A 24,084-nucleotide genomic window follows, 5' to 3' on the forward strand; every position below is an offset into this window, starting at 1 on the left:
AAAACTACCAAAATTCATTCTAAAACCTTAGCTTTGCATCCTTTAATTTTTGAAGATACTTGATTGATGTATAGGGAATTTAAAACTTTAGAACTAGCTAAAATAGGAGAAGAAATACTTAAGTTTTGGAAAGATGAAATGATATTTGAAAAAAGCATTTCAACTCGCTCAAAAGCTAAGCCTTTTACTTTTTATGAAGGTCCGCCTTCTGCAAACGGAATGCCTGGTATTCACCACGTTATGGCTCGTGCTATTAAAGATATTTTTTGCCGTTACAAAACCCTTAAAGGTTATCAAGTTAAACGCAAAGGCGGATGGGATACGCATGGTCTTCCAATAGAGCTTGCAGTTGAGAAAAAATTAGGCATTACCAAAGATGATATCGGCAAGAAAATTTCTGTCGAAGAATACAACTCTGCTTGTAAAGAAGAGGTAATGCGCTATACAGATGTTTGGAACGACTTAACCGAAAAGATGGGTTATTGGGTTGATTTACAAAACCCTTACGTTACTTACCACAATGAATATATCGAAACCCTTTGGTGGATATTAAAATCGTTCTACGAAAAAGGATATCTATACAAAGGATATACGGTACAACCTTACTCACCTGCTGCAGGAACTGGATTAAGTTCTCACGAATTAAACCAACCTGGAACTTATCGTGATGTAAGTGATACGACTATTGTTGCCCAATTTAAAGCAATTGATGAAACTTTACCTGCAGCTTTAAAAGCATTTGGAACGGTTTACTTTTTAGCTTGGACAACCACTCCTTGGACTTTACCAAGTAACACTGCTTTAACTGTAGGTCCAAAGATTGATTATGTTTTGGTTAAAACTTTTAACCAATATACTTTTGAGCCGATCCAAGTAATCTTGGCAAAAGCTCTAGTAGGCAAGCAGTTTGCTGGTAAATACTTTTTGGTAGCTGCTGATGAAGATTTCACCAACTACAAAGCTGAAGACAAAAAAATCCCTTATCAAATATTAGGCGAATTTGTTGGCGCAGATTTAGTAGGCATCAAATACGAACAATTATTGCCTTATGCACTACCTTACCAAAACCCAGAAAATGCGTTTAGAGTAATTTCAGGAGATTTCGTAACTACGGAAGATGGAACTGGTATTGTTCACACTGCTCCTACTTTTGGAGCTGATGATGCTAGAGTTGCTAAATTGGCAACGCCAGAAGTTCCACCAATGTTGGTGTTAGATGATAAAGGCAACGCTGTTCCTTTGGTAGATTTGCAAGGGAAATTCATCGCAGCCTTAGGTGGAAATTATGGCGGAAAATACGTTAAAAACGAATATTACGCAGATGGAGATGCTCCAGAAAAATCTGTCGATGTTGAGTTAGCTATCCAATTAAAAGAAGAAAACAAAGCCTTTAAGGTAGAAAAATACGTTCACACTTATCCTCATTGCTGGCGTACAGATAAACCAGTTTTATATTATCCATTGGATAGTTGGTTTATCAAAACAACCGCCGTTAAGGAGAAAATGGTGGAATTGAATAAAACCATTAACTGGAAACCTGAAGCTACCGGAACGGGTCGTTTTGGCAATTGGTTAGAAAACTTGGTTGATTGGAATTTATCTCGTTCTCGTTATTGGGGTACGCCATTACCAATTTGGCGTACAGCGGATGGCTTGGAAGAAAAATGTATTGGCTCTATAGCAGAGTTGAATGCAGAAATCCAAAAATCTATTGACGCTGGTTTCATGCCTGCTGGTTTTGAGCTAAAAGACATGCACCGTCCTTATGTTGACGATGTAATTTTAACATCAGCCAAAGGCGAAAAAATGACTCGTGAATTAGACCTTATTGATGTTTGGTTTGATAGCGGTGCAATGCCTTATGCACAGTGGCACTTCCCTTTTGAGAACAAGGAAGAATTTAAAAATGCTTATCCTGCAGATTTTATAGCCGAAGGCGTTGACCAAACTCGTGGTTGGTTCTTTACTTTACATGCTATTGCTGTAATGTTAAGCGAAAGTAGTGATGAAATTAAAGCCATCAACAAACACGTAAATAACTTAGGTGTTGCTTATAAAAATGTGGTTTCTAATGGATTAGTGTTAGATAAAAACGGCAACAAAATGTCTAAACGTTTAGGCAATGCTGTTGACCCTTTTAGCACAATTGATACATACAGTGCCGATGCTACGCGTTGGTACATGATTTCAAATGCATCTCCATGGGATAACTTAAAGTTTAGCCTAGATGGATTAGATGAAGTTCGTCGTAAATTCTTCGGAACACTTTACAATACCTACTCTTTCTTTGCGCTTTATGCAAATATCGACAAGTTTGAAATTGACTTAGAAAATCAAACTCCAATTGCTCAACGTAGTGAATTAGACCGTTGGATTTTATCATTGCTTCAAACATTAATAAAAGAAGTTGATGAAAGTTACGAAGCTTATGAACCTACAAAGGCAGCTAGAGCTATCCAAGCTTTTGTTGATGAACACTTAAGTAACTGGTACATACGTTTATCTCGTCGCCGTTTCTGGAAGGGCGAAATGACGGAAGATAAAAAAGCAGCTTACGAAACTCTGTTTACTTGTTTAATGACTATTTCTCAAATCATGAGCCCAGTTGCTCCGTTCTTTGCAGATTGGTTATACATCAGATTAACAGAAGCAAATCCTGAAGTTCATACAGCAAAATCTGTTCACTTAACCATTTGGAGTGAAGTTGATGAAACATTAATTGACTATGATTTAAATGAGAGAATGGAATTGGCACAGAACATTTCTTCGATGGTTTTATCACTACGCAAGAAAATGGGCATCAATGTTCGTCAGCCTTTAGCTAAAGTACTTATCCCAGTTTTAGATGATAATTTCCAAGTAAAGGTTGATTTAGTTAAAGACCTAATCTTATCAGAAACCAACATCAAAGAAATTGATTTCATCAAGGATACTGCTGGTTTTATCAAGAAGAAAGTAAAACCAAACTTTAAAGCTTTAGGTGCTAAAGTTGGAAAGGACATGAAATTGGTAGCCGAAGCGATTAATAATATCTCACAAGAAGATTTAGCGAAGTTTGAAAAAGAAGGTTCAATCTTGATACCTGCCCGTCCGACAGGCGGGCCTGATACTAGCTACTCGATACTTTTAAGTGACGTCGAAATCATTGCTGAAGATATCCCTGGCTGGCAAGTGACTAATATGGGCAACCTAACAGTGGCTTTAGACATTAGTATTACCACAGAGTTGAAACAGGAAGGCTTATCGAGAGAGCTGATTAATCGTATTCAGAATTTAAGAAAAGAGTTGAATTTTGAAGTTACAGACCGCATTACTGTAAATTTACAGTATGATAATTTAATTGCAGATGCAGTGATGCAAAACAAAACTTACATTTGCGCTGAAATATTAGCTGATGATATTATATTGTCAGACAGAATAGATAATGGAAACAAAATCGTAATCGAAGATGTTGAACTACAGCTTTTGATTGCTAAACAATAAATTAAAATGGAAAAAACTGAAAAAACCCGCTATTCAGACAGTGAACTACAAGAGTTTAAAGAGCTAATCCAAGGAAAATTAAAAAGTTCAAGGGAAGAGTTTCTTTCACTTACTTCGTCATTAAGCAGTCCAAATTCTCATGGAACTGAAGATACTTCTGGTGCTTATAAAACATTAGAAGACGGTTCTGCGACATTAGAAAAAGAACAAATTAATCAACTAGCTGCTCGTCAAAAGAAATTTATCGATAACCTAGAGGCTGCTTTAGTTCGTATCGAAAATAAAACTTACGGAATTTGCAGAGAAACTGGAAAATTAATCCAGAAAGAACGCTTACGTGCTGTACCTCATGCAACGTTAAGTATGGAAGCTAAATTGAAACAAGGTTAATGAAAGGCTATACTAAACCCTTAATACTTATAATTTTAGTACTTATTGCTGATCAGGCTTCAAAAACTTGGGTTAAAACCAATATGAGCCTGCAACAAGAGTTTAAAATTATTGGCGACTGGTTTATCATCCACTTTACCGAAAATAACGGTATGGCATTTGGATTAGAATTTGGTGGCGAATTTGGTAAGCTTGCACTTTCTTTATTTAGAGTTTTTGCGGTTGCCGGTATCGGATACGGTTTACACCACCTAATTAAACACAAATATCATCGTGGATTAATTTTAAACGTTGCCTTAATTTTTGCAGGTGCAGTTGGAAACATCATCGACTCTGTATTTTATGGTAAAATTTATGGTTACGCAGGTTGGTTGCATGGTCAAGTAGTTGACATGCTTTATTTCCCAATTATAAAAGGTCACTTTCCATCTTGGTCTCCCTTTTGGGCAAACGAGCCATTCGAATTTTTCCGTCCGGTATTTAACTTAGCAGATGCTGCAATTTCTGTTGGTGTTATAGCCATTTTAATCTTCCAAAAAAGTTATTTTAAGGAAGAGGTTAAAGATGAAATCGGAATTAACAACGAAACAGTAGAAGATTAATTAGATTACGATTGTAGATATATCCCAAAGGGATGCATTTGGAACGATTTAAGATTTTACAAGCCACACAGCAAATTGTTGTGTGGCTTTTTGTTTTAGATGATTATATTTGATTCATAACCAAATTTAAAAATGATGAAGAAATCAATCCTAATTCTTACACTAACCATTTTAATTAGCACTTCTATAACCTTTGCACAAAAAAGCCTATTTGACGGCAAATCATTAGCCGGTTGGCACAGCGATGTTCCAGCAAAAGATAAAGACCCAAATATTAAGCCTTCCTTTATTATCCGTGATGGAATGTTGGTAAGCTTGGGCGACCCACGAGGCCATTTGATTACTGATGCCATTTATCAAAATTATCGTTTAGAAGTTGAATATCGTTTTGCGGGTAAACCAGGTAATTGTGGCGTATTGGTTCACGCTTCTACGCCAAGAGCTTTATACGGAATGTTTCCAAAATCTTTGGAGGTACAAATGCAACATCAAGATGCTGGAGATTTTTGGTGTATTGAAGAAGATATTACTGTTCCTGACATGGAGGCTCGTCGTGGGCCAAAAGATACTTGGGGAGTTAATGGAAATAAGGCCAGAAGGATTAAAAACCTAACTGATGGAACAGAAAAACCATTAGGCGAATGGAATACAATGGTGATAGAATGTTATAAAAACAATGTAAAAGTTTGGGTAAATGGTGTTCTAGTTAACGAAGGAACAAACTGTACGGTTGACAAAGGTCAGATTGCTTTACAAGCCGAAGGTTCTGAAGTTGAGTTTAAAAAATTAATGTTGAAACCAATTAAAAAATTAAGCAAATAGTAATTAAACCACATAGGCAGATAGTAGACATAGGCTTGAAAATTACACTGTGTTTTCTATGTATCTATGTGGTAAAAAAAGAACCTTATCGTTCCGAAACCACCGCCCTAAAACAATATGAATTTCGACTTACAACCTACGCTTGAAAATGAATTGATAAAAATTGTTCCTTTGCAGGAAGAAGATTTTGAAAAATTATATGGAGTAGCTGCTGACCCATTAGTTTGGGAGCAACATCCAAATAAAAACAGATATCAAAGAGAAGTCTTTCAGAATTTCTTTAAGGGTGCGATGGAATCGAAAGGTGCCTTTTTAATTACAGAAAAGGAAACTGGAAACGTTATTGGTAGCTCAAGATATTATGAATTAGATGAAGAAAATAATTCAGTAGCAGTTGGCTATACTTTTATTGGCAGAGCTTATTGGGGCAAAGGACATAACAAAGCGTTAAAAAAATTAATGTTCGATTACGCTTTTCAATTTGTAGATAAAATCATCTTGCACATTGGAGAAACTAATTTCCGTTCTCAAAAGGCTACAGAAAAACTAGGTGCCAAAAAGATTGATACAATTGAAGTTGCCTATTATGGAGAACCTGTTAAAACCAATTTTGTTTATCAGGTTGACAAAGAAGATTGGATTAAAAATAGTCTTTAATTCTATTTTTAGAAGAGCAATTGCATTAGAAGATTGAATGCAAGTCCCACCCCTCATAGCAGCAAAAGCCTTCGTTTATAAACCTGATGGATTGAGCACGTAGTAGCAACCTCTTTGGTTGCTTACGGAGTAAAACGGACAGCAGGACTCTCCTTTAATAGCTGCACCATCCCTGCTTTTCTAAAAAAATAAAACTTTTATTACAAAATAAACTTTTGAAAATGTGCGCATTAAATCAAAAATGAAATTTGTTATGTGGAATTGGTATGATTTTTACATCTAACCTAAACACACAAAAAGAATAATTATGAAACGTTTAATAACATTAGCCATTATTGCCCTATTTAGTATGAGTGCAATGGCACAACAAGTAGATTTAAGAAAGAAGATTACCGTTAGTGGTTCTGCAGAAACTGAAGTTACGCCAGACATTATTTATTTAAGTATTTCTTTAAAAGAATATTTAAAAGATAATAACAGCAAAAAGAGAGTTGAGATTACAGAATTGGAAAACCAGCTTTATAATGCTGTTTTAAAAGCAGGTATTGCGAAAGAAGATTTAATGGTTAACAACGTGTCGAGCTACAATTATATAACTGAAAAAAAGAAAAACCCTGATTTTTTAGCGAGCAAACAATACCGTTTAAAGGTAAGCGACTTGAATAAGTGGAATGAAATTATTGGTGCAGTTGACCCAAAAGGTATTTCATCAACTAGTATAGAAAGTTATGATTACTCTAAAATTACAGCGCTTAAAAAAGAGTTGAAAATTAAAGCTTTGCAAGCTGCCAAAGAAAAAGCACAATACATGGTTGAAGCTTTGGGAGAAAAATTAGGTGGCGTAATTGATATTCAGGAAATAAATAACGAAGCTTACCCACAACCAATGTACAGAGCAAATGTAATGATGATGAAAGCCGAGGATGCTAGTGGAGCTGCTGCTCCTGAATTAGATTTCAAAAAAATAAAGCTGAATTATGTAGTAAATACAGTTTTTGAAATTAAGTAATTGCCCATTTCAGTAGACAACTATTAAGAATAGAATAATTGTAGTTTTAACAAAAGCTTAATATCAATAAAAAATAAGGGATTTTAAAAAAAGAGAGACCTACCAAATCAATTTGGTAGGTTTTTTGTTTATATTGAAATACAAACCTTAAAAATTATAATCATGAAAAAATTTATTTACTCCCTAGTACTAGTTTTTACCTTAGCAGTTAGTACAACAAATGTTTCGGCAGCAGACAAAAAAGAACCTAAAACAGAAATGACGGCTGAGCAAAAAGTTCAGTTTGATAAAATTGTAAACAGAGTTGAGGAAATCCGTAATATGGATAAATCTAACTTAACTAGAGAAGAGAAAAAAGCTTTACGCAAAGAATTAAGAGAAATGAAAGATAAAGCTCGTGCTTTGTCTGGCGGTGTTTACCTTTCAGTTGGTGCAATTATCATCATCATTTTATTATTAATTTTAATCTTGTAAGAGAAACACAATCCTATCATATAGAAAAGGGCCTCGATGTAAAATCGAGGCCCTTTTCGTTTTTGTATATTTCGTCATTTCTACGCAAAGAGAAATCTGTAAGTTCACAACTATAAGCTGAACATTTTACAGAAATAATAATGTAACAGATCTCTCGTCGCTCTGTTCTGTTGAGACGACGTCATTCGCTAATCTATAATATCAAATCCTGTATATTTTCTCAGTACTTCTGGAATGACAATTCCATTTTCAGTTTGATAGTTTTCTAAAATTGAAGCAACAATTCTTGGCAATGCCAAAGCACTTCCATTTAAGGTATGCGCTAATTGAGTTTTACCTTCCTTGCCTTTAAAACGAATTTTAGAACGGTTACTTTGGAAAGTCTCTACATTTGAAACCGAAGAAACTTCTAACCAACGTTCTTGTGAAGCACTCCATGTTTCCATGTCATAAGTCATGGCAGAGCCAAAGCCCATATCACCACCACATAAACGCAACACACGATAATGTAAACCTAACTTCTGCAGTAAACCTTGTACATAAGTACTCATTTCCTCAAGCGTCTCGTAAGAGCGATCTGGATGAGTAACTTGAACAAGTTCTACCTTATCAAATTGGTGCAAACGATTTAAACCACGAACGTGTGAGCCATAAGAACCTGCCTCACGACGAAAACATGGTGTGTATGCCGTGTTCTTAATAGGTAAATCTTCTTCTTTTAAAATTACATCACGGTAAAGGTTAGTAACTGGAACCTCTGCAGTTGGAATAAGATACAAATCATCTACAGTTGAATGATACATTTGTCCTTCTTTATCTGGCAACTGTCCGGTACCAAAACCAGATGCGGCATTTACCAAATGAGGAACTTGCATTTCTTTATATCCAGCAGCAATTGCTTCATCTAAGAAAAAGTTAATTAATGCACGTTGCAAACGAGCTCCTTTTCCTTTGTAAACAGGAAAACCTGCTCCAGTAATTTTAACACCTAATTCAAAATCGATGATATCGTATTTAGCCGTTAACTCCCAATGAGGTTTAGCATCTGCAGGTAATTTTGCAGGCTCACCGTGTACCAAAACAATTTCGTTCTCTTCTGGCGTAGTGCCTGATTTTACCAAGTCGTGAGGTAAATTTGGCAATTGAACAAGTAAGTTAAACTGGTTTTGTTCCAATTCGGCTAACTTATCTCCAAGTGTTTTAATGCTGTCTTTATTAGAAGTAGTTTGAGCTTTTATTGCTTCTGCTTCTTCCTTTTTGCCATTGCGCATTAATTCGCCAATCTGTTTTGCAGCGCTATTAGCTTCTGCTGAAAGATTATCTAACGAATTTTGAGTTTGGCGACGTTCTTCATCTATGGAAATGATTTGGTCTACCAATTCGGGTTGCTTAAAATTACGCACATTGAGGCGCTCTAAAACTTTCTCTCTATTTTCGCGGATATAGTTAACTTGCAGCATTATTTTATTTTTTTACAAAGATAAGATTGAATTACGAATTACGACTTACGATTTTAGATTTTTAATCGTACTATAATAAATCGTCATTCGTAAATCGTAAATCGTAAATCAAATGACTGGTAAACTATATCTCGTACCTACGCCGATAGGAAACTTAGAGGACATGACCTTTAGGGCTATTCGTATTTTAAAGGAAGCGGATGTGATTTTGGCTGAAGATACCCGAACAAGCGCACCAATGCTTAAACATTTTGGCATCGATAAAAAAGCTTATTCGCATCATCAGCATAATGAACACAAGGCTACTTCTGAAATTATTAAATTTTTAAAAGATGGCAAAAATGTGGCTCTAGTATCTGATGCAGGAACTCCAGCCATCTCTGATCCAGGATTTTTTCTAGTTAGAGAAGCCTTAAAAAATGAAATAGAAGTAAACTGTTTGCCAGGGGCGACAGCTTTTGTACCTGCTTTAGTTAACTCCGGTTTGCCTAGCGACCAATTTGTTTTTGAAGGGTTTCTGCCGGTAAAAAAAGGCAGACAAACTCGTTTAAAGTTATTGGCAAATGAAGAAAGGACGATGATTTTTTATGAAAGTCCACATCGGTTATTGAAAACATTAGAAGAATTTGCTGAGTTTTTAGGTGAAGACAGGCAAGCATCGGTTAGTAGAGAATTGACTAAAATTTATGAAGAAACTGTTCGCGGTACAGTGTTAGAAATAAAATCACATTTCGAAAACAATATATTAAAAGGAGAATTCGTAATTTGTGTTGCTGGCTGTGAAGCAAGTAAAGAAAAATCAAAGAATAAAGACAAATACAAACAAGAAAAATAATGAACTCAATAGATAGATTTTTAAGTGACGAACAAGACCCAAAGGCTGTAGAAAAGGTAATTGGGAAATTAAATGATTTATTAACCACAGGGGAAGAGCTTTTGTACTTAGCTGTACAAAAAAAACCTGCTGTAAACTTGTTGCCAGATAGCATCGCCATAAGCAACAAGCGTATTTTCTATTGTGAGCCAGGAAATTTAGGTTTAACAATGAATTTTAAAGATATTTCTTGGAAAAACATAAAAGAGGTTTCGTTTAAAGAAGAGTTTTTCGGCTCTAAGTTTATCTGCGTACCGCAGCATGGCGAAAATATTGTTACTGAGTTTATTCCTAAAGTTCAAGCTAGAAAACTACATCAAGCTGCAAATGAGCAGTTAGAAGCTTTAAAAGAATTAACTAGACAACAGAAACTGGAAGAGAACCGCGCTTCAGCTTCTGCCATAAACTTACCTCCTGTTCAGGGTATATTCGAAGCCCCAATTGAAATTGAAGAAGCAGTTGTTATTCAGCAGCCACAAATTGAAGAAGCAGAAGATGAAACCACTTTAAAGCTAAGGAAACTAAAAACGCTTTACGATAAACAGTTGATCACTCAGGAAGAATACGAAAGTAAAAAATCGGCTATTTTAGATAGTTTGTAAATTACCCGATTCCGTCACCCTGAATTTATTTCAGGGTCTGGGATGAGGGAGCAAAACACCAAAAAATGGAAAGAGGGGGCTGTGTTTATATATTAACCAACTTTTCACATACAGTTTTATACATTGGTGTAACCTCTGATTTATATGCTAGAATTATTGAGCATAAAGAAAAATTTTATCCAAACTCTTTTACTGCTAAATTCAATTGCAATAAATTAGTATACTATGAACAATTCAGTACTATAGAGGAAGCCATTGGAAAAGAAAAACAATTAAAAAATTGGAAACGGGCATGGAAGATTAATTTGATAAATGCTGAAAATTCCAATTGGGAAGATTTGTTTCTAAACTTATAAATCGCCTTAAATCATTTTGAGGGTCTGTCTTCCCAAAAAGGAATAGCAGGAAAGATGCTGAAATAAATTCAGCATGACGAACACTAACAAAAAAATGAAAAAAAACTATCTCTTAGCCTTACTTAGTGCCTTTTTAATGTGGTTAGCTTGGCCACCAAATGTTTGGTTTGCTCCATTACTTTTAGTAGGCTTAGTTCCATTGTTTATTGCATTGGATAATGTTGTTGCTCCAAAAGAAAAGACAACTGGCAAAAAAGTTTTCTTAACTGCTGGTCTAACTTTTTTAGTATGGAATACAGCAAGTATTTACTGGGTTTATAATGCCATAAAAGCATACAATGGTTGGTTAATTGCTATTCCAGTTTCATTAATTCCATTTGGATTAGGTGCCTTATTAATGACATTCGCCTTTTGGTTGTATTATCAATTGAGAACTAAGATAAATCCGATAATAGCTTATGTAGGCTTAATCTGCTTTTACATTTCGATGGAATACTTACACCAAAGTTGGGATTTAGCCTTTCCTTGGATGACTTTAGGTAATGGTTTTGCAGGAATGCATCAACTAGCGCAATGGTATGAGTACACAGGGGTTTATGGTGGTTCAATCTGGATTTTATTAAGCAATATTTTGGCGTTTGAAACTTACAAGGCCATAGTTAGGAAGGATGCAAAGCTAGTCAGATTCAGTGTTAGCTGGATATTAGTTTTAGTTCTGCCCATCGGATTTTCTTTATATCAATATAATAAATATGAAGAAAAATCTGTTCCTGTAAACGTAGTTGTGGTGCAGCCAAATATTGATCCTTATGATAAATACGGCTCCGTTTCTACTAATGAACTGAACATTCTTACTCATTTATCAGATTCTGTAGCACAAGTAAATACCGAATATTTTATTTGGCCAGAAACTGCCATACCAAGATATGCTGATGAAGAGAAAATCCGTAGCAATCCAGATTTTTTATACGCACAGCAATTTTTAAGTAAATACAAAAATGGAACATTAATTACCGGAATAGAAAGTGTTAAGTTTTACAATGACAAACATACTCTCTCTGCCAAAGTAAATTCAAATGGGGGCTTTTTCGATAATTATAACACCGCAATGCAAGTAGAAAATTCAGCTGAAGTTGAGTTTTATCATAAATCTAAACTAGTTCCGGGTGTAGAAAAAATGCCTTTCCCAAAAGTATTTTCATTTTTAGCACCAGTTTTTGAAGGTTTAGGTGGTAGCGTTTCTGGTTGGGGTTGGCAAGAAAAACCAGGCGTATTTTATTCACAAAGCGGAATTGGCGTTGCTCCGGTAGTTTGTTACGAATCCCTTTGGGGAAGTTGGATTGGCGAATCTGTTAAAAATGGCGCTCAGTTTATTGCTATCATTACCAATGATGGTTGGTGGGGAAATACATCTGGCAAAGACCAACATTTATTGTATGCCAAATTAAGAGCAATTGAAACTCGAAGATGGGTAGTTCGCTCGGCAAACACTGGGATTTCTGGGTTTATCAATCAGAGAGGAGATATTACAAATAAATCTACTTGGTGGACAAGGACTGCTTTAAAAGAGAATATCAACCTAAACGACAACATCACGACTTATGTTAATACTGGAGATATCTTGGCACAAATTTGTTCGATATTAGCAGTTTTACTAGCACTAATTATTCCTTACAAAAAATGGGTAAAAAATTAATTATCATCTTCTTAATAATTGGATTAACCACCAATTTAAAAGCACAAGTTTATCTAGACAATCTCTATAAGCAAGCTAATGAAATGGCAATTTCCGTTTCAAAAGGAGATTATAAAACGTTGCTGAAATACACACATCCAAAAATTATTAAAATGATGGGTGGCACTGAAAAAGCAGCAGCAACGCTTAAACAAACAATGACAGGTTTAAAACAACAAGGTTTTCAGTTTGATAAAATTTCAATTGGCAAAGTTGTGCAGACCATTAAATCCCCAAAAGATATTCAAAGTATTGTACCTCAAATATTAGATTTAAAATTTGGGGCAAAAACGATTCACTCTAATAGTTATTTGTTCTCTATTTCTTATGATGGTGGTAAAAATTGGTATTTTTTGGATACCGGAACTACACAAGAAGCAGACTTGAGAAAAATGTTTCCTGAAATTAACTCTAAATTGGTTATACCGAAATCTAACAAAGTCATTAACTAAGCAGATGAAAAACAAAAAGAATTTAAGAATAGTTTTACTGCTTGCAATGGTTGCTTTAAACATTGGTTGCGACCAAGTTTCGAAATCCATCATTAGAAATAAAGTTGATTATAATGAGAACATCAATATTATTAAAGACCATTTTATCATTACTAAAGTAGAAAATACAGGTGCCTTTTTAAGTGCTGGCAATAACTTGCCAGATGCAGTTAGATTTATCCTGTTAACCATTTTACCTGTAATTGTTTTAGGCTATGCATTATTCTATTTGCTTTATAAAATCAATTTACCTAAAGCAATGCAAGTTGGAATGTGCTTTTTAATTGGCGGAGGAATTGGTAATATCTACGACCGAATTATTTATGGTTCAGTAACCGATTTCCTTCATATGGACTTTGGCTTGTTTAGAACTGGAATTTTCAACTTGGCCGATGTTTCTATCATGATTGGCATAGGGATTCTTTTGGCTAATTCCCTTAAACAAAAAGTAAGAGTTTAAACATCTAAAAACCAAATAGTTAAACCGATATTTATTTTTTATATTTGAAATTCATCTACAGAAAAATAAACATTATGGAAAACAAAAATCAACAACCAGAAGAAGAAAAAGGCTTTTTTGACAACCTATCAGATAAACTTGAAGAGCTTAAAGACAAGGCAGAAGATCAATTTGAAATATTAAAAGATCAAGCAGAAGGCAAGTGGGACGAGCTTAGTGAAGAAGCCAAACAAATGGCTCTAGACGCCAAAATTAAACTTTCTGAATTGAAAGAAAAGGCAGAAGATAAGTGGGAAGACCTTACGGATAATGATGAGACTACTCCAAATAAAGTTTAATCTTTCAACAAAGAAGCCTAACATATGTTAGGCTTCTTTGTTAATCCATATATTTTCCAACAATTGGCATTCTCCTCCCCATACCAAATGCCTTTGGAGATACCCTTAAAATTGGTGGGGTCTGATACCTTTTAAATTCTGCCAAGTTTACCATTTTCAAGATACGCTTAACTAAAGCTTCATCAAATCCTTGAGCAATAATTGCTTTAGAACCCTTTTGCATTTCTATATGCTGAAATAAGATTTTATCGAGAATATCATAATCAGGTAGCGAATCAGAATCTTTTTGGTCTGGCCTTAATTCAGCAGACGGTGGTTTAACAATTGTATTTTCTGGAATAATCTCGCTATCCCTATTAATGTATCTAGCCATCTCAAAAATCTGAGTTTTATATACATCGCCAATTACACCAATTGCACCACACATATCGCCATATAAAGTACCATAACCAACAGCACACTCGCTTTTGTTAGACGTATTTAATAAAATATAGCCAAACTTGTTAGACATTGCCATCAAAATAATTCCTCGGCAGCGAGCCTGGATATTTTCTTCTGTTAAATTCTGTGCTAAGCCAGTAAATGGTTTTGCCAACATGTTATCGAAAGCATTCGCAGCTTCTTTTATCTCAATAATTTCGTGTTTGCAACCTATGTTCTTAACCAAATCCAGGGCATCTTTTACAGAATGGTCTGAAGAATATTTAGATGGCATTAAAACTGCCATTACATTTTCAGCACCCAAAGCTCTGCAAGCTAAGGCACAAACTATAGCAGAATCAATTCCGCCAGACAAACCTAAAACCGCTTTGCTAAATCCAGATTTTTTGAAGTAATCTTGAATGCCCAGAATCAAACCATCGTGTATCTGACTAATGTCACTTGCTCTTTCTGGTGCTGGATATTTATTTTTTACATTTTGAATTTCATCCAAATCAAATACTTGAAGGTCTTCTTCAAAATATTTCATTTCTGCTTTTACCTCGCCAGTTTCATCGAAAACTAAAGAACCTCCATCAAAAATAATCTCGGTTTGTGCGCCAACTTGGTTTACATAAAAAAGTGGAAGTTTATATTTTTTCGCGTTATCTGCCAATACCTGAATACGGTCTTCATCATGACGATAATTGAAGGGAGAAGCAGCAATGTTTATCATCACATCAGGCGATTCCTTAATCAATTCATCCATCGGACAAGAAACATATAATGGATTATCATTAATGTTCCATAAGTCTTCACAAATGGTTAAAGCAATCTTTTTCCCTCTGTAATTAACACACTCAAATTTTGTATTGGGTTCAAAATATCTATACTCGTCAAATACATCATAAGTTGGCAACAGTGCTTTTTTTACAATATTTTGAATCTTTCCATCAGCTATAAAATAGGCAGCATTATACAAATCCTTTCCCTCAATTAAGGGATTTTTAATGGGTAATCCAACAATACAAGCTATATCAACACAGTGTTTTGCAATTTCTTGAGCCGCATTTTCACATAGTAATATAAAATCTGTATACTCTAAAAAATCCCTGGCAGGATAACCACAAATTGCCAATTCTGCAAAAACTACTATATCTGCACCTTTCTGTTTTGCAAGAGAAATATTTTCGATAATGTGTTTAGTATTATTTTCGAAGTTACCGACGTGATAATTAAGTTGGGCAAGTGCTATTTTCATTAAAATAGAATTGAGTATGGAGATGTGAGATTTGAAACTGGATTTAAAAGAATACGCCGAAATTAATAGCTACAAAATGGTTCTTAACGCTGTAACTGTTATCAGTAATGTTGGTAAAACCATTGTTTAAGGTTAAACCTGCCATTACACTGGTTTTATTGTTAATGCTAAATTCACCTCCACCACCAATAATCAACCCGGCTCTATATAAACTAGTCCAATCAGATGAATTTACATTATTAGCTAATTCAGTTCCATTGCTTTTTGCATCTTGTCTGGCACTTAATCTAACATCATTCGACAAACCAAACTGACCAAACCAGCGAACTCCATTCATTTCGCTAGTTTTTAGCTTAATAGTTAAAGGGATTTCAACGTACTGCATCATGTATTTTAGATCGTAATCTGTTATTGCGGCACTTATGCCATGATGAGGTTGTGCATTTACCTCTGTACTTTTACCGTTAATGGTGGTTATAGTTAAACCTGTAGAAAAACTATAATTCTCTGCAAAATTAAAATCGCCTATTAAACCATAAGAAAATCCTAAACTAACCCCATTGCCCTTTCCTCCTTCAGCCTTAATAAATCCAAAGTTTGGATGTGCAGTTAAACCTAACCTAAAACCATAATTGCCTATCCTATTTTCTTGGGCAAATAGATTAACAGTAAAGAGTAAGAATAGTATTGCGATTGCTGCTTTTTTCATCTTTAAGTAGTTTATTTTAATGGTGTATTTATATATTTGACATCAATGAGCTATAACGTAAAATATCTTTCTAGAGGGATGCCTTTGGCACAAATTTATCTATTTTTTCTTTGCCTCGCTGTTATTTCTTGTAAACAAAGCAAAAAGCCAGACGTTAGCAACATCAAGTTGGATATAAAAATACAACGTTTCGACAAAGATTTATATCAAGGAAAAAATAAAGACATTAAACAAACCAATATTTTTTTACATCAGAAATACGGCTTTTTTTATGATGATTATACGCAAAGAATGGTTGGCAACCCCAGTTTACCAAATGCAGCAATAATTGAAGGTTTATATAAAAGTAAACCTTATGCAGACGTAAATAAGGAAGTTGATAGCATTTTTCCCAATTTAACAACCGTCGAAAAAGACTTAACGGAGAGTTTCAAATACATCAAATTCTATTATCCAAAAGCTAAAGTTCCACGTTTCATTTCCTTTATATCAGGTTTTGCTTATCAAATTCCAGTGGGAGATAATTACATTGGAATAGGTTTAGATATGTTTTTAGGGCCAAACAGTAAGTTTTATGAAGCAATTGTAGCCAGCTCGCCAAAGTATTTATCAAGGAGATTTACTCCCGCATACATTGTACCCAGAGTTACTGAAGAATATGCCAAACAAGAACTTTTCGTAGCCAATCGTGAAGACCAAACCTTATTATCTAAGATGATTTACGAAGGTAAAATCCTTTACTTTTTAGATAAGGTTTTACCAGAAGCAACTGGTGATACCGTTAAAATTGGTTATACCGAAAAGCAATTAACCTGGTCTAAACAATTTGAAGGAAATATATGGGCTCTTTTCTTAGAAAATGATTTAATTTATCAAACTGACCCACAAAAAATCCAAAACTATTTAAATGATGGTCCATTTACAGCTGGAATTGGCGAAAAAGGTTATTCAGCTCCCAAATTAGGCGTTTTCGTTGGCTGGCAAATTGTAAAAAAATACATGAAGGCAAATCCTGATATTACCTTACAACAATTAATGGCCGACCAAGATGCGCAAAAGATATTAACCAAAGCTAAGTATAAACCTAAAGAGAGTCAGTAGTTTTGAGTTGGGAGTTTTGGGTTGGGAGTTGGCAGCTTGCAATGCATCAATTAAACAATCCAGTAATCCTACTAATGACACAATTGAACAAATGAACCAATGACACTAGTTAAAGAAAAAAAGAAAATCGGCATCGTCTTATCTGGGGGTGGCATTAGAGGTATTGCTCATTTAGGGATTTTAAAGGCTTTTACAAACCTAGGCATAGAGTTCAGTCACGTAAGTGGAACAAGTGCAGGTTCAATTGCTGGTTCTTTCTACGCTGCCGGAATTGATCCAGAAGAAGGATTAAATATCTTCATCAAGACCAGATTACTCAGATTCATCCGTCCTGCCTTAGGCTCATTAGGTTTAATTAATATTGAGAATGTTAGGGACGTTTTAAAAGATTATTTCCCACATGATAAAATCGAAGACCTTAAAATTCCATTAACCATTTGTGCCACTAACTTCAGCGAAGGCACTTTAGCTTATTTTACCAAAGGACCATTAATTCAAGCAATTTTGGCATCTAGTTGTATTCCTGGTATTTTTAAGCCCATTATAATAGATAATCACATGTATGTTGATGGTGGAATTTTAAACAATTTCCCAGTAGAGCCATTACTTAATAATTGCGATTATATCATAGGCTCATCGTGCAATCACTTAAAACCCGTAGAAAAGATTACCAAAATTGCACATTTAATGCAAAGAGCGGGGATCATGTCTATTAATCATGACATGGAGCGTAAAGCTAAATTCTGCGATTTAATGATAGAGCCAAAAGGAATGGGCGAAATCAGCACCTTCGATATGAAAAAAGCTGAAACTATTTATTGGTTAGCCCATGAAGAAGCACTAAGAGCAATTAAAAATAGTGAGAGTTTTCAGGAGTTGATGAAGGGATAATTTTATCCGTCACCCTGAACTTGTTTCAGGGCCTAGCTTGCATGTCAAGTAACCGCTCCTCCCGCAGATAACGGGAATTTCGCAGATAAAAAGAAATCTGCGTCATCTGCTAAATAAGCGGGCAATACTTACAGAGGCAGCGCCACCAACCTTGTCCCCTCCAAAACCGGAATCGCCTTGCACAAATCCAATCTCAAGCAAAACTGTACATCTTCATCAATATTCAATGCGCCAGCCTCTGGCTGTCAGAAGATTTGTGCAAATAAAAACCCAAAATCGCTTTTAGTCATTAAATTCTTCAGGCGCTTAGGCATCTTACAATACAGTCATCATGCTCTTAACTTAAAACTGCCCTGAAAAGCTCCATTCCTATTTTTTGAAATTTTTATGACAATTTATTTGCATAATTGTATCGAAGATTTTACCTTAGGAATAGGTATTGCCAGCACAGCACATAACAGTTATTTAATTTTTTAACCTATTAAAACAAAATGTATAACTAAATAAATTCACCTAAATCACTAACCCTAAAACAAAAACTATGAAAATTCTAAAATTAAGCCAAACATTTATTGTTGCTTTAGCGCTAACTACCACGTTCTATTCGTGTAAGAAAGAAGTACCTACAGCAAGTGAAGAACTAGAGCTCACGCAAGAACAAAGTAACAATCCTCTTGGAGACCTTAAAATCTGTACAGAAAGAACTTTGGATGGCGTAACCCCAAGAGGCGCCGTATTGCAAGCTAAAAAATGGGTTCCCGGAACAACATTAAAAGTAAGCTTAAATGGTGGCACATCAGCAATTAGAGCTAAAGTGATTCAGTTCGCCAAACAATGGGAAACTTATGCTAACATCAAATTTACTTTTGTTACTAATGATAGAACCGCAACCATTAGAGTAGGTTTTAAAAGTGGAGACGGCTCTTGGTCTTATCTTGGCACAGACGCTAAGTTAATATCTAAAAGCAGTTCAACTATGAATTTTGGTTGGTTAACCGCAACAACAGCAGATTCAGAATATAGCCGCGTGGTGATTCACGAATTTGGCCACGCTTTAGGAATGATTCACGAACACCAACACCCTTTAGTTGCTATTCCATGGGATAAACCAGCTGTTTATGCTTACTATGCTGGCGCTCCAAACTATTGGTCTCAAGCAGATGTTGACAACAACTTATTTGCAAAATACAGCACTGCACAAACTAATTACAGCGCTTACGACAAAGCTTCAATTATGCACTATGCTGTTGACAATGCATTAACAATTGGCGATTTTGAAGTGGGATGGAACACTGTTTTATCTCCTACCGACAAAGCATTTATCGGTACCGTTTATCCTTTTTAATATCTCTATGAAAAAAATACCTAGTGGTTAAATTACTGCTAGGTATTTTTTTTTCTTAATATTACCGTATGCTATTTTTTTTACGAGTCCAGCAGCTTAAACCTATCTTATTATTAATAACCTTAATGGGTTTTAGTATAATGGCATTAGCACAAGCAGATACTTTAAAGAAATGGAATATTAAGCCTTTTGTAGGCTTACATAATACTAACTGCGACTGGTCTATCGCCGGAAATTCAGCTGGTAAAAACCCAAATATATTATCAGAATTAATTTGGGATAACCTTAAAGGATTTGGCTTTGGAATTGAAGTAAAATATACGCTTCCAAAAAACCTAAGCTTAAAAGCAAGTAGTGAATACTATAAGATTAAAAAAGGCCAAGCAACAGACACAGATTATGCCGATGACAATAGAGAAAGTCCTTTTTACAGCGACGTCCTCAATGCAGATAAAGGCCATTTGTTTAACTCCAGCTTACATTTGAGCTATCAGGCCTTAACATTTGGTAAATTAAACATTAGTCCAATTATTGGCATAGCATACAACCAACAAGAATTTCAGCTATTAGAAAGCATAAACAACCCAAGCACAGCAGGATTAAATTCTACCTACAAAGTAAAATATAGGGGCTTTGATTTTGGCACTGCTATAATCTTTAAAAATAGATTATTTAATTTAAGTCTAGAGGTTTTAGGAGGTTTCTACAAGTATGGTGCAGAAGCTAACTGGAATTTGATACCCGACTTTGAGAAACCAGTAAGCTTTATACACAAGGCAAACTCCTTTAAATTAGCTGGAGACTTAAACCTATCCGTACCTATCAATAAGCAATTAAAGGTTGAATTAGATTACAAAATACATCAAATGAAAACACATGCTGGTATAGACCGAGCTTTTTATATTAATGAGGCACCAAAAGAAACCCTTTTTAATGGCGCAACTTTAAACACTAATGCACTATGCTTAGGGCTAAGTTTTAACTTTTAAATAGAGGCACCAATTTTTCTCCCTCTAAAACCGGAATCGCCTTACACAAATCCAATTTCAAACAGAACCGTACATCTTCTTCAATATTCAATGCCGCCAATCTATGACTGTGAGAAGATTTATGCAAATAAGTTCTCAAATCATCCTTAGCCATTAAATACATATCCTCTGCAACAACACAAGCGTCATCGCTATGCGTAAAATCATTACGTAAAACATTTACCACGGCACCAGCAAACAAAGTGTCTTCTAGGTTAAAATTATCCTTCCAGCCAGAGCAAAGCAACAGTACATTTTTATCTTGGGCTGTTAAATAGTTGCAAAGCGAAGTCAGGTTCAAGAAAGAACCAACTACTACTTTATAAGCACGCTCTTGCGCCATGTGCATAGCCTTTGTTCCATTAGTAGTAGTTAACACAACAGTTTTACCACCAACCTTTTCTTTTGTATAAGAGAACGGCGAATTACCAAAATCGTAACCAGCAACCACTTCTCCATTTCGTTCTGCAGCCAACAAAAAACCTTTGTCTGCATAAGCCAAACAATCTTCTACGTGAGCAACCGGAATAATCGCCTCAGCACCATTATCAATACCATAAGTAATTGATGATGTCGCCCTTAAAATATCAATCACTACAACAATGCTGTTTTCAATATTATATAAGTGTAATAAGGCTGGCGTTAGGCAAACTTCAATGGTTCTAGACATATTTTGAGTATCAAGTATAAAGTATCAAGTATAAAGACAAGTTCATCGATACCCCATCTTGCTACTTGATACTCGCTACTTTTATCTATTTATAAAATGGAAACTTAACTACTTTAGCTTTAATCTTGCTATTTCTAATGTCGATAAAGATTTCTGTGCCTTCCTTAGCCAGTTCTTTAGTTACGTAACCCATACCAATTGCCTTTTGTAAAGATGGCGATTGCGTACCTGAGGTAACCTTACCAATCACATTACCTTCTGCATCTACAATAGGATAATCGTGACGAGGAATACCTCTATCAATCATTTCGAAACCAACTAATTTACGTGTAACACCAGCTTCTTTTTGAGCTTGCAAAGCCTCAGCATTTGTAAAAGGTTTAGTGAATTTAGTAATCCAGCCTAAACCAGCCTCAATTGGCGATGTTGTGTCATCAATATCATTACCATATAAACAGAAACCCATTTCTAAACGCAAAGTATCACGAGCCGCTAATCCAATTGGTTTAATGCCATATTCAGCACCTGCTGTAAAAATTGCATCCCAAATTTTATCTGCATGTTCATTATCAAAATAAATTTCAAAACCACCTGCACCAGTATAACCAGTTGCAGAAACCACTACATTATCAACACCAGCAAAAGTTCCCTTTTTAAAGGTATAATATTCCATCGAAGCCAAATCGATATCCGTTAAACTTTGCAGTGCATCTGCAGCTTTCGGCCCTTGAACAGCTAATAATGAAGTCTGATCAGAAATATTATGCATTTCTACATTTTCTGTATTAAACTGTTGTATCCAATTCCAATCTTTCTCAATGTTGCTTGCATTAACGACTAAAATGTAACTTTTCTCATCAATGCGATAAATCAATAAATCATCAACAATACCACCATCCTTGTTCGGCAAACAAGAATATTGAACTTTGCCATCAATCAATTTCGAGGCATCATTACTCGTTACCCTTTGTATCAAATCCAAGGCATTTTCGCCTTTCAAAATGAACTCGCCCATATGGCTTACATCAAAAACACCAACAGCGTTTCTAACGGTAGCGTGTTCTACATTAATGCCTTCATATTGCACGGGCATATTATAACCAGCAAAAGGCACCATTTTAGCACCTAATGAAATGTGTTTCTCTGTTAATGCGGTATTCTTCATTTATTTGGTTTTATATATAATCAAAAGCCAACTGCTAACTTTCCCAAAGGCATCCTTTTGGAAAAAACTGTTAACCGCTAACCGAATAAGTGCCAAAAATACTAAGAATAGCGCAATGTTTTTTACCTTTTTGTCATTCAGAGCGCAGCGAAGAATCTATGAGTTAAAATTTCATTTAAAATCACATCTCCTCTACTTAAATTTAGAAAATGAAAGCCCCTTTTCCATTGCATTTGCAGCCCCGCCTTTCGTTGCAATATTTTTTTTGAGATCTATCAATTCATCCGATGAATATAGCCAGCAATGCAAATATTCATCGAATGAAACCTTGGCAAAACAAAAAGTATTTCCACTGCAATCGGGTTTAGAGAACGAAGGATTGTAGCTCTTTGCGGTTTAAAAACCTAATTACTACATAGCATTTCGTCTAACTGTCATTTCGAGGTTGTAGCCCTAGGGAATTTCCTTTGGTTAGCGTAACTCCTACCCACTTATAATCTGCGAATCTGCGGCTAAAAACAACCTAAGCTGCCCTCAGATTTCTTTAGATGGTAAAAAAATTGCTATTTGTAAGCTGCAATTCTTATCATTGGCAATCCAAAACAAAAAAATGAAAACACTTCTCCTCCTCCTAATCTTTTTCTCCCTAACTACTTTTGCACAACAAAAAACAACCATACCTTTTCAACTAACCGAATACAATAACCTTTCTGTTAAAGCTGTCCTTAACCAAAAAGACACCGTTCAGCTAATGTTTCACACAGCAGCTAACGCAGTAACTCTAACCGAAGAGGTACTTCAAAAAATAACCAGCTTAAAATTCGACAGAACAGATAGCGTTAAAAGTTGGGGCGGCAACGATAATACCTCAAGATTTAGCAAAAGCAATACCTTACAAATAGGCTCATTGAAATGGGAAAATGTACCCATTTGGGAAAACAAAAACTCTGGTCAACATACAGATGGCAAGTTTGGTTTAGACCTATTCGAAAACAAAACCATCGAAATAGACTTTGATAAAAAAATATTAATTATCTATGCTAGTTTACCTAGCAAAACCAAAAGATTCGAAAAACTCAAACTAAGCTTCCAAGATGAAATGATGTTTGTAGAAGGCAATGTGGCAATCGGCAACAATTACTACAAAAACAAATTTTTAATTCATTCAGGTTACGCTGGTGCCATATTATTCGACGACCAATTTGTAGCCACCAATAAATTAGGCGAGCAATTAAAAGTAACCGACGAAAAACAATTAAAAGATTCATTTGGCAATATCCTAAAAACCAAAAAAGCAATCATCTCAAATTTTAGCCTTGGCAAAATAAAACTAAACAATATACCCGTTGGCTTTTTCGAAGGCGCACTCGGCCGACAAAAAATGAGCATCATAGGCGGAGATATCATTAAAAGATTCAACATCATCATCGATGCTAAACGAGAATTTATTTACTTAAAAGCTAACAAACTAAAGGGCTTTGTTTATTCGAATGTTTAGAAGATTGTATCATCCTTGATGTCTTCCGATTTATCGTAGTATAATCAAAAGGCCGTGCTTTATCGGTTGGCGTCACCTTAGCTGTTTGACGATGTTAGTGCAACGCATTTCGAACTATTTGATAAAAGCGGATATGCTATAAAGAAATAAAGGAAGCCGCAAAAGCATTTATAGAAAGTAAAAAGCCAAAGACTTAGTTCCATCGTTGTTCTTTTATGGCAAATGAACAACGAAAGACGAGCA

Annotated in this window: 24 protein-coding genes; 19 read left to right on the forward strand and 5 right to left on the reverse strand. The window is 35.2% G+C overall.

Features of this window, described 5'->3' with window-relative positions; genetic code table 11:
- Positions 1 to 66: 66 nt before the first annotated feature.
- The 7 genes from ileS to EZ428_RS00280 all read left to right on the forward strand — a co-directional run bounded on the left by ileS (position 67) and on the right by EZ428_RS00280 (position 7,437).
- A complete protein-coding gene (gene ileS / locus EZ428_RS00250) occupies positions 67 to 3,483 on the forward strand; it encodes an isoleucine--tRNA ligase (RefSeq protein ID WP_131551109.1) in 3,417 nt (1,138 codons plus the stop codon).
- A gap of 6 nt (positions 3,484 to 3,489) precedes the next feature.
- Complete coding sequence (locus EZ428_RS00255; protein WP_131551110.1) at positions 3,490 to 3,873, forward strand: TraR/DksA family transcriptional regulator; 384 nt, start codon at positions 3,490 to 3,492, stop codon at positions 3,871 to 3,873.
- The gene (locus EZ428_RS00260; RefSeq protein WP_131551111.1) at positions 3,873 to 4,475 is read left to right on the forward strand and encodes a lipoprotein signal peptidase; all 603 of its coding nucleotides are present in this window, start codon (positions 3,873 to 3,875) and stop codon (positions 4,473 to 4,475) included. The genes EZ428_RS00255 and EZ428_RS00260 overlap by 1 nt, the downstream gene beginning before the upstream one ends.
- A gap of 132 nt (positions 4,476 to 4,607) precedes the next feature.
- Complete coding sequence (locus EZ428_RS00265; RefSeq protein ID WP_205945577.1) at positions 4,608 to 5,297, forward strand: 3-keto-disaccharide hydrolase; 690 nt, start codon at positions 4,608 to 4,610, stop codon at positions 5,295 to 5,297.
- A 117-nt stretch (positions 5,298 to 5,414) separates the two neighbouring features.
- A complete protein-coding gene (locus tag EZ428_RS00270) occupies positions 5,415 to 5,954 on the forward strand; it encodes a GNAT family N-acetyltransferase (RefSeq protein ID WP_131551112.1) in 540 nt (179 codons plus the stop codon).
- Between the two features lie 307 nt (positions 5,955 to 6,261).
- Entirely contained in the window at positions 6,262 to 6,963 is a 702-nt protein-coding gene (locus tag EZ428_RS00275) for an SIMPL domain-containing protein (RefSeq protein WP_131551113.1), read from the forward strand.
- 162 nt (positions 6,964 to 7,125) lie between these two features.
- Positions 7,126 to 7,437 carry a hypothetical protein gene (locus EZ428_RS00280; RefSeq protein ID WP_131551114.1) on the forward strand — a complete coding sequence of 104 codons (312 nt, stop codon included), beginning with the start codon at positions 7,126 to 7,128 and terminating at the stop codon, positions 7,435 to 7,437.
- Between the two features lie 188 nt (positions 7,438 to 7,625).
- On the opposite strand, the gene serS is transcribed toward EZ428_RS00280, so the two are convergent.
- Positions 7,626 to 8,897 (reverse strand): serine--tRNA ligase, encoded by a 1,272-nt coding sequence (gene serS / locus EZ428_RS00285; RefSeq protein ID WP_131551115.1) that lies wholly within the window; start codon positions 8,895 to 8,897, stop codon positions 7,626 to 7,628.
- 112 nt (positions 8,898 to 9,009) lie between these two features.
- Here serS and rsmI point away from each other — a divergent pair, with 112 nt between their 5' ends.
- The 7 genes from rsmI (at position 9,010) to EZ428_RS00320 (ending at position 13,753) form a co-directional block, all read left to right on the forward strand.
- On the forward strand, positions 9,010 to 9,732 hold the full coding sequence (gene rsmI, locus EZ428_RS00290; RefSeq protein WP_131551116.1) for a 16S rRNA (cytidine(1402)-2'-O)-methyltransferase: 723 nt from the start codon (positions 9,010 to 9,012) through the stop codon (positions 9,730 to 9,732).
- Positions 9,732 to 10,373: a PH domain-containing protein gene (locus tag EZ428_RS00295; RefSeq protein ID WP_131551117.1), complete on the forward strand. Its 642-nt coding sequence runs from the start codon at positions 9,732 to 9,734 to the stop codon at positions 10,371 to 10,373. Before rsmI ends, EZ428_RS00295 begins: the two co-directional genes overlap by 1 nt.
- 65 nt (positions 10,374 to 10,438) lie before the next feature.
- Entirely contained in the window at positions 10,439 to 10,729 is a 291-nt protein-coding gene (locus EZ428_RS00300; protein WP_131551118.1) for a GIY-YIG nuclease family protein, read from the forward strand.
- 94 nt (positions 10,730 to 10,823) lie between these two features.
- Complete coding sequence (lnt, locus tag EZ428_RS00305; protein ID WP_131551119.1) at positions 10,824 to 12,425, forward strand: apolipoprotein N-acyltransferase; 1,602 nt, start codon at positions 10,824 to 10,826, stop codon at positions 12,423 to 12,425.
- The gene (locus EZ428_RS00310; protein ID WP_131551120.1) at positions 12,410 to 12,916 is read left to right on the forward strand and encodes a hypothetical protein; all 507 of its coding nucleotides are present in this window, start codon (positions 12,410 to 12,412) and stop codon (positions 12,914 to 12,916) included. The genes lnt and EZ428_RS00310 overlap by 16 nt, the downstream gene beginning before the upstream one ends.
- A 4-nt stretch (positions 12,917 to 12,920) precedes the next feature.
- Positions 12,921 to 13,415: a signal peptidase II gene (lspA, locus tag EZ428_RS00315; RefSeq protein WP_131551121.1), complete on the forward strand. Its 495-nt coding sequence runs from the start codon at positions 12,921 to 12,923 to the stop codon at positions 13,413 to 13,415.
- Positions 13,416 to 13,489: 74 nt separating this feature from the next.
- The gene (locus tag EZ428_RS00320; protein WP_131551122.1) at positions 13,490 to 13,753 is read left to right on the forward strand and encodes a hypothetical protein; all 264 of its coding nucleotides are present in this window, start codon (positions 13,490 to 13,492) and stop codon (positions 13,751 to 13,753) included.
- Positions 13,754 to 13,793: 40 nt separating this feature from the next.
- Here the strand turns inward: EZ428_RS00320 and EZ428_RS00325 are convergent, their stop codons facing one another.
- Together EZ428_RS00325 and EZ428_RS00330 are read right to left on the reverse strand one after the other, a co-directional pair.
- Entirely contained in the window at positions 13,794 to 15,434 is a 1,641-nt protein-coding gene (locus EZ428_RS00325) for an NAD+ synthase (RefSeq protein WP_131551123.1), read from the reverse strand.
- A 43-nt stretch (positions 15,435 to 15,477) separates the two neighbouring features.
- The gene (locus tag EZ428_RS00330) at positions 15,478 to 16,143 is read right to left on the reverse strand and encodes a porin family protein (RefSeq protein WP_131551124.1); all 666 of its coding nucleotides are present in this window, start codon (positions 16,141 to 16,143) and stop codon (positions 15,478 to 15,480) included.
- Between the two features lie 45 nt (positions 16,144 to 16,188).
- On the opposite strand from EZ428_RS00330, the gene gldB reads away from it, so the two are divergent.
- The 4 genes from gldB to EZ428_RS00355 all read left to right on the forward strand — a co-directional run bounded on the left by gldB (position 16,189) and on the right by EZ428_RS00355 (position 20,469).
- Positions 16,189 to 17,244: a gliding motility lipoprotein GldB gene (gldB, locus tag EZ428_RS00335; RefSeq protein ID WP_131551125.1), complete on the forward strand. Its 1,056-nt coding sequence runs from the start codon at positions 16,189 to 16,191 to the stop codon at positions 17,242 to 17,244.
- 99 nt (positions 17,245 to 17,343) lie between these two features.
- Positions 17,344 to 18,135 carry a patatin-like phospholipase family protein gene (locus tag EZ428_RS00340; RefSeq protein WP_131551126.1) on the forward strand — a complete coding sequence of 264 codons (792 nt, stop codon included), beginning with the start codon at positions 17,344 to 17,346 and terminating at the stop codon, positions 18,133 to 18,135.
- A 541-nt stretch (positions 18,136 to 18,676) separates the two neighbouring features.
- Complete coding sequence (locus tag EZ428_RS00350; RefSeq protein ID WP_131551127.1) at positions 18,677 to 19,480, forward strand: M12 family metallopeptidase; 804 nt, start codon at positions 18,677 to 18,679, stop codon at positions 19,478 to 19,480.
- A 125-nt stretch (positions 19,481 to 19,605) separates the two neighbouring features.
- Positions 19,606 to 20,469 (forward strand): hypothetical protein, encoded by an 864-nt coding sequence (locus tag EZ428_RS00355; RefSeq protein ID WP_131551128.1) that lies wholly within the window; start codon positions 19,606 to 19,608, stop codon positions 20,467 to 20,469.
- On the opposite strand, the gene EZ428_RS00360 is transcribed toward EZ428_RS00355, so the two are convergent.
- Positions 20,459 to 21,178 carry a 2-phosphosulfolactate phosphatase gene (locus tag EZ428_RS00360; RefSeq protein WP_131551129.1) on the reverse strand — a complete coding sequence of 240 codons (720 nt, stop codon included), beginning with the start codon at positions 21,176 to 21,178 and terminating at the stop codon, positions 20,459 to 20,461. The genes EZ428_RS00355 and EZ428_RS00360 overlap by 11 nt on opposite strands.
- Positions 21,179 to 21,263: 85 nt before the next feature.
- Positions 21,264 to 22,343: a glycine cleavage system aminomethyltransferase GcvT gene (gcvT, locus tag EZ428_RS00365; RefSeq protein ID WP_131551130.1), complete on the reverse strand. Its 1,080-nt coding sequence runs from the start codon at positions 22,341 to 22,343 to the stop codon at positions 21,264 to 21,266.
- Positions 22,344 to 22,953: 610 nt separating this feature from the next.
- On the opposite strand from gcvT, the gene EZ428_RS00370 reads away from it, so the two are divergent.
- A complete protein-coding gene (locus EZ428_RS00370) occupies positions 22,954 to 23,841 on the forward strand; it encodes a retropepsin-like aspartic protease (protein ID WP_131551131.1) in 888 nt (295 codons plus the stop codon).
- Positions 23,842 to 24,084 lie beyond the last annotated feature (243 nt).

The sequence above is a fragment of the Pedobacter frigiditerrae genome (assembly GCF_004331645.1).
Classification (GTDB): Bacteria; Bacteroidota; Bacteroidia; order Sphingobacteriales; family Sphingobacteriaceae; genus Pedobacter; species Pedobacter frigiditerrae.